Source organism: Brumimicrobium mesophilum, assembly GCF_003025005.1.
Lineage (GTDB): Bacteria > Bacteroidota > Bacteroidia > Flavobacteriales_D > Crocinitomicaceae > Brumimicrobium > Brumimicrobium mesophilum.
On record NZ_PVSS01000023.1, the window covers coordinates 1 to 15,342 of the forward strand.

Annotated in this window: 10 protein-coding genes; 7 read left to right on the forward strand and 3 right to left on the reverse strand. The window is 32.8% G+C overall.

Annotation, left to right across the window (positions count from 1 at the left end; translation table 11 throughout):
• Positions 1-173: 173 nt before the first annotated feature.
• Genes C6368_RS16615 through folP form a run of 3 tightly spaced genes read right to left on the reverse strand, consistent with a single transcriptional unit; the run spans position 174 to position 3,625 of the window.
• Positions 174-1,229 (reverse strand): response regulator, encoded by a 1,056-nt coding sequence (locus tag C6368_RS16615; RefSeq protein ID WP_107040353.1) that lies wholly within the window; start codon positions 1,227-1,229, stop codon positions 174-176.
• A 17-nt stretch (positions 1,230-1,246) separates the two neighbouring features.
• A complete protein-coding gene (locus tag C6368_RS16620; protein ID WP_107040354.1) occupies positions 1,247-2,761 on the reverse strand; it encodes a sensor histidine kinase in 1,515 nt (504 codons plus the stop codon).
• Positions 2,762-2,767: 6 nt separating this feature from the next.
• Positions 2,768-3,625 carry a dihydropteroate synthase gene (gene folP / locus C6368_RS16625; protein ID WP_107040355.1) on the reverse strand — a complete coding sequence of 286 codons (858 nt, stop codon included), beginning with the start codon at positions 3,623-3,625 and terminating at the stop codon, positions 2,768-2,770.
• Positions 3,626-3,645: 20 nt separating this feature from the next.
• On the opposite strand from folP, the gene C6368_RS16630 reads away from it, so the two are divergent.
• The 7 genes from C6368_RS16630 to C6368_RS16660 form a co-directional block, all read left to right on the forward strand.
• Positions 3,646-4,188, forward strand: coding sequence for a DUF1599 domain-containing protein (locus C6368_RS16630; RefSeq protein WP_107040356.1), 543 nt, complete (start codon positions 3,646-3,648; stop codon positions 4,186-4,188).
• A gap of 4 nt (positions 4,189-4,192) precedes the next feature.
• Positions 4,193-6,082 (forward strand): MauE/DoxX family redox-associated membrane protein, encoded by a 1,890-nt coding sequence (locus C6368_RS17600; RefSeq protein WP_107040357.1) that lies wholly within the window; start codon positions 4,193-4,195, stop codon positions 6,080-6,082.
• Position 6,083: 1 nt separating this feature from the next.
• Positions 6,084-6,836 (forward strand): triose-phosphate isomerase, encoded by a 753-nt coding sequence (gene tpiA / locus C6368_RS16640; RefSeq protein WP_107040358.1) that lies wholly within the window; start codon positions 6,084-6,086, stop codon positions 6,834-6,836.
• Positions 6,837-6,839: 3 nt separating this feature from the next.
• Entirely contained in the window at positions 6,840-7,679 is an 840-nt protein-coding gene (gene prmA / locus C6368_RS16645) for a 50S ribosomal protein L11 methyltransferase (protein WP_107040359.1), read from the forward strand.
• 2 nt (positions 7,680-7,681) lie between these two features.
• Complete coding sequence (locus C6368_RS16650) at positions 7,682-12,280, forward strand: hypothetical protein (RefSeq protein ID WP_107040360.1); 4,599 nt, start codon at positions 7,682-7,684, stop codon at positions 12,278-12,280.
• A 9-nt stretch (positions 12,281-12,289) separates the two neighbouring features.
• Positions 12,290-12,910 (forward strand): glycerol-3-phosphate 1-O-acyltransferase PlsY, encoded by a 621-nt coding sequence (plsY, locus tag C6368_RS16655; RefSeq protein ID WP_107040361.1) that lies wholly within the window; start codon positions 12,290-12,292, stop codon positions 12,908-12,910.
• Positions 12,911-12,957: 47 nt separating this feature from the next.
• Positions 12,958-15,342 (forward strand): hypothetical protein (locus C6368_RS16660; protein ID WP_159038654.1); only part of this gene is annotated, 2,385 nt, incomplete at its 3' end.

The window sequence follows — 15,342 nt, forward strand, 5'->3', positions numbered from 1 at the left end:
TTAACAAGGGTTTTTTGAATGTATTTTAAAACTATTAGCAATCCTTTCCTTAACTAGCTTAAAACCTACACCTTAGTAAAGAATAGTTTTTAAAAAAATATACTTTAAGAAAGATTACCTCATGATTGAGCAAGTTGGAGAAAAAAATAACACACTATATATAAGGTATAAAACTAAAATCGATAATCCCTTAATGATGGATAATCTAAAATGGTAATCAAAGAGCCTTTGGTCTTTATGTATTTATCCTTTTTAAATTCGCTAAGAATACGAATAACGGATTCAGTTGCTGTTCCAACCATACTCGCCAACTCATCTCTTGTTACTGTTACCTCTACTCTATCAGCTAGGTCTTCCTTATATTTTAAATATAATTTGCTCAATGCATTGGCCACTCTTTTACGAACAGTATTATATGCTAAGCTCATTAATTCATTTTCTTTGTCCGCTATATTACCTGCTAAAAGTTTAATAAAATTAATAGAAACATCCTTGTTCGATAGAATTATTTTCTCAAAATCATCTTTAGCTATTAATGCTAGTTTCGCACCTTCCAAAGCCACAGCATAATCACTATAATTCCCTTTAGACAATAGATCTATATATCCAAAGAATTCGCCAGCACCAAACAGTCCCGTTACCAACTCTTTATCATCTTTGGTCACTCTAAAATTCCTAACATGACCTTCCTTCACATAATACAACCACTTCGGTGAATCACCTTCAAAATAGATTTCTTCTCTTTTACCATAAGATTTAATCTGAGCATTATCTTTTAAATCATCTAAACCTGTTAAATCACAAACAGCATCTTGAAAACCTCTCCATTTATCATCATTATCCATTATAGCTTGAAATCTTTGACGTTTTTTTAGTCTAGTTTCAATAGCCTCCAAAAGCTCCATTTCTTCAAAGGGTTTTGAGATATAATCATCAGCACCTAGGTTCATCCCTTTACGAAAATCTGTTCTCTCAGTTTTGGCTGATAAGAATATGAACGGGATTGCACGCGTTTCAGGCATTTTACTCAAATAATAGAGCACACCATAACCGTCTAATTCAGGCATCATTATATCACAAACGATTAAATCTGGGAGTTCTTTTTTTACCAACTCTAAACCAATTTTACCATTTTCTGCAGATAACACTTTATAATCCGCTAGCTCCAACATCTCTTCAATGTTTTCACGCATTTCATGATTGTCTTCAATTAAAACGATTTTTGTCATGACACTCTGAATATTATTTAATTTTCTTTTGGCAAGGTAATGAAAAATATTGTTCCCACTCCTTCCGTCGATTCAAATGAAATTTCACCATTTAGTAATTTCAAATACCTTTGAACTATATTTAAACCTAAACCAGTACCTTGAATATTAGTGACGTTTCCAGCCCTAAAAAACCTTGCAAATAAATTTTTTTGATCAATCGCTGGAATTCCAAGCCCAAAATCCTCAATTGAAATCTCAATACTTTCTTTGCTCTCTTTTAGGGATACGATAATTTCTCCCTTTTCTCCTGAATACTTCACTGCGTTGGAAAGCATATTAATCATAGTATTTTTCAAGAGCAAGCCATCCGTGTTAACAACCAATTCATTTGGTCCATTATACACTAACGATTGTTCTGACTTTGTAATATCAGACATTTCATCAAAAGTTTCTTTGAGTAATTGAGGAACACTACAAGGCGCAAGATAAACATTCATTTTATCTGCTTCTAATTTCTCAAATGATAGAAAGTCATTCAAAATAGAAGTCAAATTTCTGACGGATATTTTTATACGATCAGCATGTTTATCTAGCTTATCATATTGTTTTTTTTCATGGTATTTTTTTATCAAACTCGCAGATGAATTTATAGTTGACAATGGAGTTCTAAACTCATGGGATGCCATAGAAACAAAGCGAGATTTCATTTCAGTAAGTTCTCGTTCTTGACTTAAATTTTCTTCCAACCTTCTGGAAACTTCTTTTTCAGCGGTGATATTTTTCTCAACCACCAGAATTTTATCCACTTGATTTTCTTCACTTGGAAGTGGAACTGCATTTATAGAATAGGTTCTCTCCCCTACTTTTACTTCGAAACTTTTAAATTCTCCTTTAAAAACTTCATCCAGTTCAAGTTTGACTTGCTTCCTTGCTCTTTCATCAATTCTATCTAAATAATCCAATCCAATTAAATCGGAAGTTTCGATTCCTAATTCATACAATCCTTGACCTTCGGCAAATAAATACTTAAATGATTTATCAAAAATACTAATCACACCATTTGGGAAATTTCTTGCAATGGATTTATATAAACGCTCACTTTCCCTTAATTCTCGTGTGCGATCTTTCACTTTTTGTTCTAAAGATTCACGGAGCTTAAAAAGTTTCTGCTCATTTTCACGCCGTTCAGTTACATCAGAAACCAAAGCAACAACATACCTTTTACCCGAACTACTTTGAAAAGGATTCAAACTAATTTGAACAGGGAATTCAGAGTTGTCTTTACGAAGTCCATCTAACTTTAAAGATGACCCCATCGATCGAGAAGTGGGATGCTCATTGTAATTATCACGATGGTTTTGGTGACCATCTCTAACCTTTCTGGGTACTAAAACTTCAATTTTTTGCCCAACTAATTCTTTACCGGTATAACCAAACATGATGTTTCCCGTTTTATTGATCTCAATGATTTCTCCTTTGTCATCAACAAGAATCAGTCCTTCTTGGATGGCCCCAAAAAGAATTTCGTATAAGTTTTCTTTAATATCCATATTATATTAGCTCTTCAACTTTGAAACAATTTGAACAACTTCATCAGCTTCTTCCACATCATGAACACGAATAATCGCAGCGTTGTTCAACAGTCCAAAAGTATTTAAAACGCTCGTTCCATTCAACGCCTCCTTCGGATTACTCCTTAATAAATTATAAATCATCGATTTACGTGATATTCCGACCAGAATAGGACAATCTAAAATTTGAAGTAAAGATAAGTTTTTGAATAATTCATAATTTTGGTTTAAATTCTTAGCAAATCCAAAACCTGGATCGATTATAACATCTTTTACTCCTTTTGCTCTTAATTCCTGCAATTTCCAACTTAATTCTCGACACACATCCTCAACAACATCATCATATACAGATAAATCCTGCATATTACTTGCATTTCCTCTGCTGTGCATTAAAACATAGGGCACTTGAAGTTCAGCTACAGTATCAAACATTTTATCGTCAAAACCACCACCATAAACATCATTTATGATATTGGCGCCATTCAATACAGCTTGCTTTGCTACATCAGCACGAAAAGTATCAACACTAATCATGAGGGTTGGGAAATTGGAACGGATATCTTTTATAATTGGAATAATTCTACTCAATTCTTCGTCACTGGAAAGAAGGTCTGCTCCGGGCCTTGTGGAAACACCACCTACATCAACAATCTGAGCACCAGCACTAACCATAGCTCTAACTTGATTTAGGATATCGGTAGAATCAATACTTCTACTGTCTTCATAAAATGAATCAGGTGTAATATTTATAATACCCATTACAATTGGACATTTGAAATTGTACAATATATCACCATTTAATAACATACTATTTGAGTCATAATTATTATCTTTCACCACCATAAATACTTTTTACAAAAAAAATGTCAGAAACAGTTGATCAATATACAAAAGTTATTTCCAAGTGTCGTGAAATATTTGAAAAGAAAACCAAGGATTACGGCACTGCGTGGAGAATTTTACGTACAAGTTCCTTAACTGACCAGATATTTATTAAAGCGCAAAGAATAAGAACTATTCAAGAAACTGGTGAAAACAAGGTGGGAGAAAATATTGAAGATGAATTTATTGGGATTATAAATTATTGTGTAATGGCCATAATTCAACTTCATGAAGGTGAACACCTGCCCCTTGAAATTGATCCTCAAATAGCAGAAAGTTTATATGATAAATACACTAATAGTTCATTAGAATTAATGGTTGCCAAAAATCATGATTATGGTGAAGCATGGAGAGACATGCGCGTAAGTTCATTAACAGATTTAATCCTAATGAAAATACTTCGTGTAAAACAAATCGAAAACAACAAAGGTAAAACATTGATTAGTGAAGGAATTGATGCTAATTATTTTGATATGCTAAACTATTCAGTTTTTGCACTTATTCATTTAACATTCAAAAAGTAAAGAAATGCTCAGAAATACAAATTTCTCCATATCAGGAAAATCGTTAATTGTAAATATCATTCTTGTTACGGTAAACTTAATTGGCTTAAGTATGCTAGTGATGGGATATCACCCTTCGTTCGAAGAAAGTGCATTTCTTCTAAAAATTCTGGGATATGTTTTAATGGGCGCTTCACTTATTGCCGCATTTCTTTTTGAAGGAATGATACTATTTGCATATATAGCGCGGGTTTTGGTAGGAGGTTTGTTTATCGTTTCTGGTTTAATAAAAGCCAATGACCCAAAAGGATTTGCTTATAAATTAGAAGAGTATTTCGAAGATGGAGCTTTAGCTTATCGAATTAAGGAATGGTTTAATTGGGAAACATTTTCATTAGAATATTTGATTGAACACGCTCTATTCATCAGCGTTTTGATTTGTATTTTCGAAATAGTACTGGGGGCCTTAATTATTCTAGGTGCAAAAATTAAAGGATCATCATGGTTAATGCTGATTATGATGGTATTTTTTACATTTCTTACATGGCACACCAAAGAATGTGACCCACATACGACATTTACAGATTTAGACACATATGAGATTAATTCCAGTGCTGCGAATGCAAAAATCCCACAAGCGGCAAACAATGAAAACATAACTATTCTTAGTCAAACAGCAGAAACAGTAACTATTCGTGAAGTAAAAAAGCCTCAGTGTGTAGATGATTGCGGTTGTTTTGGTGATGCCATGAAAGGTTCTATTCGTCGCTCATTGACTCCAGCAGAGAGTTTTTGGAAGGATATAGTTTTGCTATATTTGGTTATTATCATCTTTATTTCAAGAAGAAAAATCACTAACAATAACCCTAGAGAAAATGTCGTAATGATTTCTTTTGGACTGATATTCATTGGATTCTTCTCGTTTATTTTCACATGGGGTTTCCCTATTATATTTGGATTAGCTTGTTTACTTCTTGCCCTGTGGATCAGAAAAACTGGAGGTAAATGGTTAGGTAATGATTGGGGTATGATTTTGATGATGACAATTGTATGTTCGTTATTCGTTACTTATGTTTTGATGTACCTCCCTATGCGTGACTACAGACCATATCACGTAGGAAGTAATTTAAGAGAGAGAATGGTTGATGGTGTTGATGGTGAATATGAAAACTTTATGGTTTATACCAATCTAAAAACCAAACAAGACACGATGATCACGAATTTAGATGAAACAACCCAAAGTATTTGGGGGGACACAGAAACTTGGAAATTCGCTAAAAGGGAAACAAAAACAATAAAAGCTGCTATTCCTCACGCCATTCAGCAATTTGACCCAACCATTCCCGTCGATGCTCTAACTTCGGTGGAGAAAGATTTCGCTCCAATTACAGTCATTTTAGACAGTAATAAAGCGCAATACATTGATGTAATAGACAAGGAAACGGGAGATCGATATCCAATGTCTCTTGCTGATTTCCACTTACCAGATATCGATACAGCAATATACGCTATTGGAGATACTATAATTAGGGTCGACGAGTCATTAACTGACATCAGTTTAAAAGACTACATCTTAGATCAAGATCAAGTGATTTTGGTATTTAGTAGAAATTTAAGCAAAGGAGATTTCAGTAGAATTTCTAGATTGAAGGAGATCGCCGCGAAAGCCAAAGAAAACAATATTGATATGATAATGATTTCCACAGCTTCACAGGAAGAAATAATTGCATTTAGAGAAGAGACAGGTTTGAATATTCCTACACTTCAAAATGATGAAATAGAAATTAAAGCAATCACTAGATCGAATCCAACTTTAATGGTATTGTCGAATAGTGTAGTAAAAGGAAAGTTTCCCTTCCGCTCTACTCCATCATGGGAATGGTTGATTGAAAACGTATTAAAAGTTGAAGAATAAGATGAGAAAAAAAATTGTAGCAGGTAATTGGAAAATGAACTTATCCCTTGATGAGGCGAAAAACCTGAATGAAGAAATAAATGTAGCTTTAGGAAAAAATGAAAATAAATGTGATGTTTATAATTTCATTCCTTCCATCTATTTAACTTCACTTATTGAAAAAGATCAAGAGGTAGTTATTGGAGCACAAAATGGATACCCAGATAAAAACGGAGCTTTTACAGGAGAAATAAGTATGAATCAATTGGCTGAAATCGGAGCTAATGCCGTATTAATAGGTCATTCTGAGCGCAGACAATTATTTAACGAATCTGATGATTTATTAAAAAGAAAAGTAGACTCAGCAATAGGTGAAGAATTAAAAGTGTTTTTCTGTTGTGGTGAAACTTTGGAACAAAGAGAATCTGGGAACTATAAAGAAATTGTTATAGAACAATTGAGCAATTCATTATTTCATCTTGCCATCAATGACTTTGAAAAAGTTGTCATAGCCTATGAACCAATATGGGCTATCGGAACAGGAGTGACAGCTTCTCCTGATCAAGCTAATGAAATGCACAAAGGTATCCGTGAAGCTATTGCACATGCATATTCACAAGAAATTGCTGAAAACACATCAATACTGTATGGTGGAAGTTGTAAACCTTCAAATGCAAACGAATTACTGACTCAAACTGATATTGATGGTGGTTTAATAGGTGGTGCATCTTTGAATTCAAGAGACTTTTTAGCAATTATATCAACATACAATTGATTTATGAATTATATTCAAATTACGTTAGACATTAAACCGAGAAATCCTTGGAAGGAAATAATAACTCAAGCCCTTGCTGAAATTGAATTTGACAGTTTCACTGAAGAAGATCAACTTCTCCAAGCTTATGTTTCAGAAGAGCATTTCAATGAAGAAGTTTTTAATGCATTAATTCAAGAATATAGAGCTAAAGAAATTGAGATTTCTGTAAATAAAACCCTAATTCCATCTCAAAATTGGAACGCAGTTTGGGAATCTGATTATGAACCCGTTACCATAGAAAAAAAACTATTGATTCGTGCTCCTTTTCATGCAGATGATGAGTCATTTGACCTGTCCATTGAAATTCAGCCGCAAATGTCATTTGGAACAGGTCATCACCAAACTACATACTTGCTTACCAAGCATTTATTGGATGTTGATTTTACAGATAAAAAAGTATTGGACGTGGGAACAGGTACAGGTGTTCTCGGAATTTTAGCTGCTCAACTTGGCGCCACTTCAGTTTTTGGAACAGACATTGAAGAAGGAGCTGTAGAAAACGCAATTGAAAACTGCCAACGCAATAAAACAGAAAATTTTACGATTATAAAAGGAGACATTGATTCAGTTCCCGCAAAAGAATATGACATCGTGATTGCCAATATCAATAAAAACGTATTAAAGCGACACATGTCAGACTATTCAAATCTAATTAAGGACAATGGTATATTGTTTTTAAGTGGATTTTTTGAGACTGACATTCCTGAACTTTCTTCATTTGCCAAAACCCATCACTTTGAAACCGTAGCAACTTTTTCCAAGGAAACTTGGGCGATTATTAAGCTTATTAAAACAAAGTAATTATGAGAACAACGTGCTTATTATTTATCATTTCATTGTTTATATCCATCGGTTCATTTGCCCAAAACAAAAACGATATTGAGCAACGGGAAAACTTTCTTTCAGATTACTCAAAAGCATTGGGTTCTTCTTTAACAAAAGAAGAGAAGTCTTTTGTTTACGATGAAATAAGTCCTTTAGTACTGGATGTAACACGATTTCCTGAAAATCGTTTTCAACAGATGAAAGTGACATTTCAAAAGATGATTGAAAAGAATATAAATGCGGTTCCACACATACAAAATTATGTAATATCGGTTTATTCTCTTATAAATGAAGGTAAAACAGGCAAGCACTTTGATGATTGGCAAGCAATAGTTGATGATTTATTACAAAATAGAAATTCACGACGAATTGAAGATTTCTTAGAGATTTCTGAAAGATTTTTATTCCGAAATATTATTTCGGAAGACCCTAATTTCAATTGGAACATAATTGGTTCTGATTTTGAATTTGTAAATGAAAGAACCCCTTCATTAAAATTTAATAATGTTTCGATCATTTGTAAAACAATCAATCAAGCGTCTTCCAAGGATGAAGTTCCTTTTACAGATTCAATAATAATAGAAAACACAAGTGGTGTTGTGGATTTGAATCAAGAAAAGTGGGAAGGACAAGGAGGAATTTACACCTGGCAGAAAGTTGGATTATCTGCAGAAACTACAAAAGCAAACTTATCAAATTATACGATCTCATTTAAGTCAACAAACTTTTCTGCTGATTCAGCATTATTAATTACACCTTATATAAGTGAACCTGTATTGGGTAGAATTACAGATAGAGCAAAAAAAGGTAATTACAGAGAAGAAAGAGATTTATCCTATCCTCAATTTAACTCTTACAAAGCTGACTTTGATATTAAGAACATTGTGGATGGAGTAGATTATATTGGTGGTTTCTCATTAATGGGAGCTCAATTTATTGGTTTAGGAAATGAAAATCAACAAGCCAAATTGATCTATTACAGAAATAGCAAGCCATTCATTATTTCATATTCTGATCAAGTTGTGCTATCAGACAAAAGTTTAAAAACAGAAATGGCAAACTTTGTCATGCTGATTGGATTTAAAGATTCAATTACACATACAGGTCTAGATATTGAATACACTAAAGATGACCAAACTTTAACAATGCGCAGAGGGGGTTCTGCAATGTCGCAATCGCCTTTCGTAAATACTTTTCATCAAATGAATATTTATGTTGATGAAATCGCTTGGAGTAAAAATTCGAATGAACTTGTCTTAAAGTACAACAACAATACTTCTGAAGATAAAAAATCAGCGAGATTTGAGTCTTTCAATTACTATGACGAACGATTATACCAGCGATTACAAGGAATCGAGTCTGTTCACCCATTGGTAGCTATTTATAATTACGCCTATAAATACGATAAATTCCAAATGGATATCGGATTAGCTTCTACTGCCTTAAACAGGACCATAGAACAAGCAAAACCAACAATTTTAGAGCTATCTGCACTTGGTTTCATTAGTTACGACCCTGAAAGAGGTACCGTAAATGTAAATCCTAAAACTGAACATTTCGTAAAATCAAAATCCAGAAAAATAGATTATGATAACATTTCTTTTGTTTCCGACTTAATTCCAATTCGAGTGGAAGACAGAAGTGATAAAGAGCGTTATGATAAAATAATGCAGAGAAATGCTGAGCGTGCTCGATTTAAAGAATATGGACGAATTGACTTATCTTCTCTTGATATGAATATTCAAGCTGTGGATTACATCACAGTTGCTGAAGCAAAAAGGACTACAATTTTTCCAGATAGCAATAAAGTTTCCATTATGAAAAACCGTGACATGGTGTTTTCTGGATGGGTAAATAGTGGAAAATGGGAAGTGAAAATTGAAAAAGGAAATTATGTCTATGAGGATAATAAATTTAATATATTCGACTCAGATGTAGCTTATTTTAACGCTAAACCTTTTAGAAAAGAAGATGGTAACAGAGCAATTCCTTTACAGTCAGTAATAGATGGAATTGAAGGGGAATTACTGATTGATGATCCTTCAAATAGATCTGGATTAAAACAAGGTTTCGACCAATATCCTGTTTTAGTTTCAAATGTGAAAACTAAAGTTTACTACAATCAACAACAATTACATCGAGGAGCTTATGAAAAAGAAACCTTCTACTTTGAAATTGAACCATTTCAAGTTGATAGTTTAATGACATTTGATGAAAAAAGTATTCGTTTTCCAGGTGAGTTAACATCTGCAGGAATTTTCCCGAAAATGAAAGACGAACTTAAAGTTATGTCTGACTATTCATTAGGTTTTTCTCAGGATGTACCAAAAGAAGGATATCAATTTTATGGAACAGAAGGAAAATATGAAAACAAAATTCTACTATCTAACAACGGTTTACAAGGAGGTGGAACAATCAATTTTATAAACTCCACTTCTACCTCCAAAACTTTATTTACATTTTTACCAGATTCTACAATTGGAGTTGCATCTTTTGTAAACAGACCTCAAGAAACAGGTGTTGAATTTCCTGATGCTGAAGGACCTGATGCATTTATCACCTTCTTACCTAAAGACAAAGTATTAAAAGCTAAATCTAATAAGGAAGAAATTAAATTATTTAATGGAGAAGGAACACTGAAAGGCGAAACAGTCTTAAACGATAAAGGAATGAAAGGTCAAGGTGTAATTTCATTACCAACTGCGAAGGTGAAATCTAAAAACTTTGACTTCAAACGCTGGACAGCCGAGTCTGAAAAGGCTGAGTTTGAAATGACCAATACTTATAAAAAAGAAGGCGATTTAACTGAAGACCCATTAGCTTTTAGAACTGAGGACGTTAGTGGAAAACTTGATTTTTCTAAGAGAATTGGTGTTTTCCAACCTAATTCAGGTATGTCTGTAGTTGAATTCCCTGCCAACAAATACATTTGTAAAATTGATCAATTTACGTGGAAAATGGATCAAGATGAGCTTCAGTTAGAAAAGGATGACAAGAACAACATGGCCATTGAAAGTGGAATGGATTTGGCTGGCCCTAATTTCTTTTCAACTCACCCTAAACAAGATTCACTTCAATTTTTATCTCCTAAAGCGAGATTTAGTTTAAAAGAAAGAACGATTTATGCTTATGATGCAGAATTTATTGAAGTTGCAGATGCTCGAATATTTCCTGACAGCGCACTTATTGTGATTAGAAAAAACGCTAAAATGGATAAGTTTGAGAATGCAAAAATTATAGCTAATTATATTACTAAATATCACACGGTAACAAATGTGAGTGCTGAAGTTACCGCACGAAGAGCATACACTGCCGTAGGTGATTATAAATATGGTAAAGAACAAAAAGAAAAACAATTAATTCGCCTAACAGAAATTAGGTTAGACTCTTCTTACCAAACAATTGCTACAGGTGAAATTTCTCAAGAGGACCAATTTAAATTGAGTGAAGAATTTGATTTTTATGGAAAGATAAAAATGATGGCTTCGAATCCATTCCTTACTTTTAAAGGAGCAACAAAAGTAAATCATAATTGTGAATCTTTTGAACGTAGTTGGATGTCTTTTGAAACAGAAATTAATCCTGAAAGAATTCAAATTCCAGTTGGAGAAAACATGGTTGATTTAGAAGGAAACGTAATTACAGCAGGAATTCGTTGGAGAGACACCGTAGCGGTGGAAGAGGTAAAACTTTACCCTACTTTCTTAAGTCAGGTAAAGGGTGAAAATGACAGTGAAGTATTTTCAGCAAATGGATTATTAGAGTACAACCCTACTTCCAAAGAATTTCAAATCGCGAGTAAAGAAAAATTGGTAAACAGAAATGAAACAGGAAATTACCTTTCCTTAAACACTGGAACATGTTCTTTAACAGGTGATGGTGAAATTAAATTGGGAATGGATTTCGGTGCATTGGAAGTTAAATCGATTGGTGTATTGAATTACGATCAAGCAACTGAGCAAACAGATTTCGATTTAACAATGGCAATTCGCGCTCCTGTGGATGAAAAGATATTTAGAAATATCGGATCAAAAATGATAGAAGTTCCAGGAATAAAAGATGCAGAATTTAACAATACAACACTAGAAAAAGCAATTGTAGAATGGGTAGATTTAAAATCAGCAGATAAAATAAAATCTGATTACACTTTAAAAGGTGAGTTTAAGAACGTTCCTAAATCGATGCAAGATGCTATAGTTTTATCCGGAGTCAAATTAACGACATATACCAAAATGGGTGAAAATCAGAGGGGATTAAAAACAACTAGTCAAAATGCAATAATTGTCAATATTTTCAATGAACCAGTAATGAAAAGTATTCAGACCAAGATTTTCGCTGAGAAACGAAATGAGATTGGAGGAAGATTAGGTATTCTACTAGACGTAGTTGGTGGAAATCAATATTTCATAGACTATGATAATAGAAAAGATGGAATTATGAGCATCCTATCCAACGATGTTGAATTCAATACAGAAATATCTGAATTGAAAGCTGATAAAAAGAAATCGAGAAGGTTTGAATACGATATTACAGAAAACTCTGGTTTCAAAAGTCAATTTTTAAGAGTGTTTAATTAAATTAGCCGAATGGATTTTATAATATTTGGTATTATCGCTTATCTTTTAGGTTCAATTCCGACCGCAGTTTGGATGGGTAAGATGCGTTATAACCTAGATATAAGAGAACACGGAAGTAAAAATGCAGGCGCCACAAATACTTTTAGAATACTCGGTAGAAAAGCTGGAACAATTGTTCTAATTGTGGATGTACTTAAGGGAGTTATTGCCGCGATACTTCCATTTTTATTGAATTCTTACACATGGTCAAATGACCACTTGATTCATTTAAAGATCGTGGCTGGAATTTTAGTTGTGCTTGGACATATATTCCCAATTTTTGCAAGTTTTAAAGGAGGGAAAGGTGTTGCAACATCACTGGGTGTAATTTTAGGAATTCATCCACCAGCTGCACTTATTTGTATCGTTTTATTCTTAATAGTATTCATCGTATTCAACTATGTTTCATTAGGCGCTATTGTAGCTTCCATTGCATTTCCTTTACTGGTGCATTTTGCTTTTGGAAATTCAAATGTCCCACTAATGGTTTTTAGTATTGTTCTATCAACTGCTGTAATCATTCTTCACCATCAAAACATAAAAAGGTTATTTGCTGGAAATGAGAATAAAATGAACCTTTTTAAGAAATAGCCGTATACGTTTTTAAACTGCTACTATTTTTGTGAATAGCAATTTATATGACATTAAAACACTATTTATTATTAATCGTTTTTTGCTTTGGAACCTTAACTTTAAATGCCCAAGATTCTAAAGAGGAAATAGAGAAACTAGCTCAGACTTTCTTTAAAAAAGAACAGTACATTGACGCTACACCATTATTCCTCAGACTATTATCCTTAGAGCCTAGAAATCCGAATTACAATTACAAATATGGAACATGTTTACTTTTCAACGACAACAAAACTGATGCCTTTAAATATTTAAATTATTCTATTCAAATTGGAACTGAAGTTGAGCCAGAAGCCTATTATTTTTTAGGGAAAGCATATCACCTCAACTACAAATTCAATAAAGCAATCGAAAATTATGAGGTTTATAGAAAGAATTCTGACGACAGAACGCTTAGTAAACTTCCAGTAGACAGACAAATAGAAATGTGTAAAAATGGTAAATCCCTGTTTACAGATATCAGCGAAACCATTGTTCTTGATAAAAAGAAAATTAATCTTGAATCATTTTTTAGAATTTATGACTTACAGGATATCGGAGGAAACCTTATTGTAACTGAAGAGTTCCAGTCAAAATCCGATAAAAAACAAAATCATATTCCATTAATTCATTTCCCAGCGAATTCGAATTATATTTTTTATTCGAGCTATGGCATTAAAACAACAGACACTGATATATTTTATAGAACACGTAAAAAAGATGGATCTTGGTCTGAAGAGCAACTTGTAAATGGGAAAATCAATACGGAATACAACGAAGCCTTCCCTTTTATGCACTCCAGCGGGCGCTATTTATACTTCTCATCTGAAGGCCACAAAAGTATGGGAGGATATGATATTTTTAGAAGTAAATACGATTCAGTAAGCAATTCATTCTTAGAACCTGAAAACATGAATATTTCAATTTCCTCTACGGATAATGACTATTTGTACATCGTTGATTCTTTAGAAAAATACGCTTATTTTGCCTCACAAAGAGGGAGTGAATTGGACATGGTTCATGTTTACAAAGTAAGAGTTGAAAGATTACCCATGGAAATGATAGTGATTAAGGGAGACTTTAAACCAGATATGAATACGTCTAAAGAAATTTCAATTCGCGTTTATGATGCTTTCGGTCATATTGTTGGGAAATTTAAGTCGGATGACAAGGGGGATTACATCATACAATTACCAAAAAGTGGAAACTATGAATTTATCGTCACCACGGATGAAAATCAAAAGGAACACATTCGTAAAATTGAAATTCCGAAACTCGGTAAGTTCAAACCCATACTTCAGAATATTACGACATTGAATCAAGGTGATTCATTGGTAATGGAAACAATTTTTGATTCTGATTTAATTGATTACGATGACCTAGCAGATGTTATTGAGAAAAAATCAAATATGGAAATTAACGTAAATGAATTCAATTTAGATTCATTAGATCAAATTAAAAACGACAAAAAAGGGTTAGAGAAATTTGGACTAACCACATATAGCAATTCTGACATTCAAAAATTAGTTTCGAATAAATATGAACGTTTAAATGCGCGTCAACTCAAATCAGATTCATTAATTCAAAAATCCAAGATTTCAATAAGTAAAGAGATAACTGAATATAAAAAATCCTTAAAATCAGCAGATTCTTTGATTCTAATCATAAATAATTCTGAGAAGAAATTATACAATGAGAAGCACGCTCAATTCCTTGAGGATAAGTTAGAATATTTAAAGAAAATTGAAGAAGAGTTAAAGCATGCACAATCCATACTTGCAATTTTAGAAAATGATTCAAAACAATCTAAAGCGATTTTAAAAGAATCCAAAGTGTTAAAGGAAAAAATAGATAAAATTGAAATTGCCAATACACAAGCGTTAACATCTGTCCTCAATGAACATAAATTTTTCGTAGTTAATGAATTGAAGGAGAATACAAAGGCAAATGCTACTTCAGAATTACTCACGGAAATAAGTAAAACTGAATTAAAACTTGAAGATTTCATCAAGAAAAAAGAAAACTTAATTACACAGGAAAACAAACTTAAAAATGAGTTAAAAGATCTTCAAATTAATTTTGAGGAAGCTACCAAAAGAAAGCAATCAGAGTTAAGTTTTGAAATTAATATAGTTGAAAATCAGCTTTCGGATTTAAAATCCGAAATTGATTATTATGACAAACAACTGAACAAGTTTAAGAATGTGTCTTCATCGAGAGGGACATTGAATAAAATAAGTCAGCAAACTTACAGCAATACACCGATAGAAAATCAAGAGTTAATCAAAGAATTTGAAGAATTGAAACCAGCATCTGAAGCAATTGCTGTTGCTTCAAAAGTTATTAATCAAAATATTGAACAAGCGAAAACTATCAATGAAGAAGAATCAGCTGAATCAAATTCTATAATTGAA

Excerpts from the sequence above, each read along its gene's own strand:
- C6368_RS16630 (WP_107040356.1), top strand. The coding sequence starts at position 3,646 with ATGTCAGAAACAGTTGATCAATATACAAAAGTTATTTCCAAGTGTCGT.
- tpiA (WP_107040358.1), top strand. The coding sequence starts at position 6,084 with ATGAGAAAAAAAATTGTAGCAGGTAATTGGAAAATGAACTTATCCCTT.
- folP (WP_107040355.1), bottom strand. The coding sequence starts at position 3,625 with ATGGTGGTGAAAGATAATAATTATGACTCAAATAGTATGTTATTAAAT.
- plsY (WP_107040361.1), top strand. The coding sequence starts at position 12,290 with ATGGATTTTATAATATTTGGTATTATCGCTTATCTTTTAGGTTCAATT.
- C6368_RS16620 (WP_107040354.1), bottom strand. The coding sequence starts at position 2,761 with ATGGATATTAAAGAAAACTTATACGAAATTCTTTTTGGGGCCATCCAA.
- C6368_RS16650 (WP_107040360.1), top strand. The coding sequence starts at position 7,682 with ATGAGAACAACGTGCTTATTATTTATCATTTCATTGTTTATATCCATC.
- C6368_RS16615 (WP_107040353.1), bottom strand. The coding sequence starts at position 1,229 with ATGACAAAAATCGTTTTAATTGAAGACAATCATGAAATGCGTGAAAAC.
- prmA (WP_107040359.1), top strand. The coding sequence starts at position 6,840 with ATGAATTATATTCAAATTACGTTAGACATTAAACCGAGAAATCCTTGG.
- C6368_RS17600 (WP_107040357.1), top strand. The coding sequence starts at position 4,193 with ATGCTCAGAAATACAAATTTCTCCATATCAGGAAAATCGTTAATTGTA.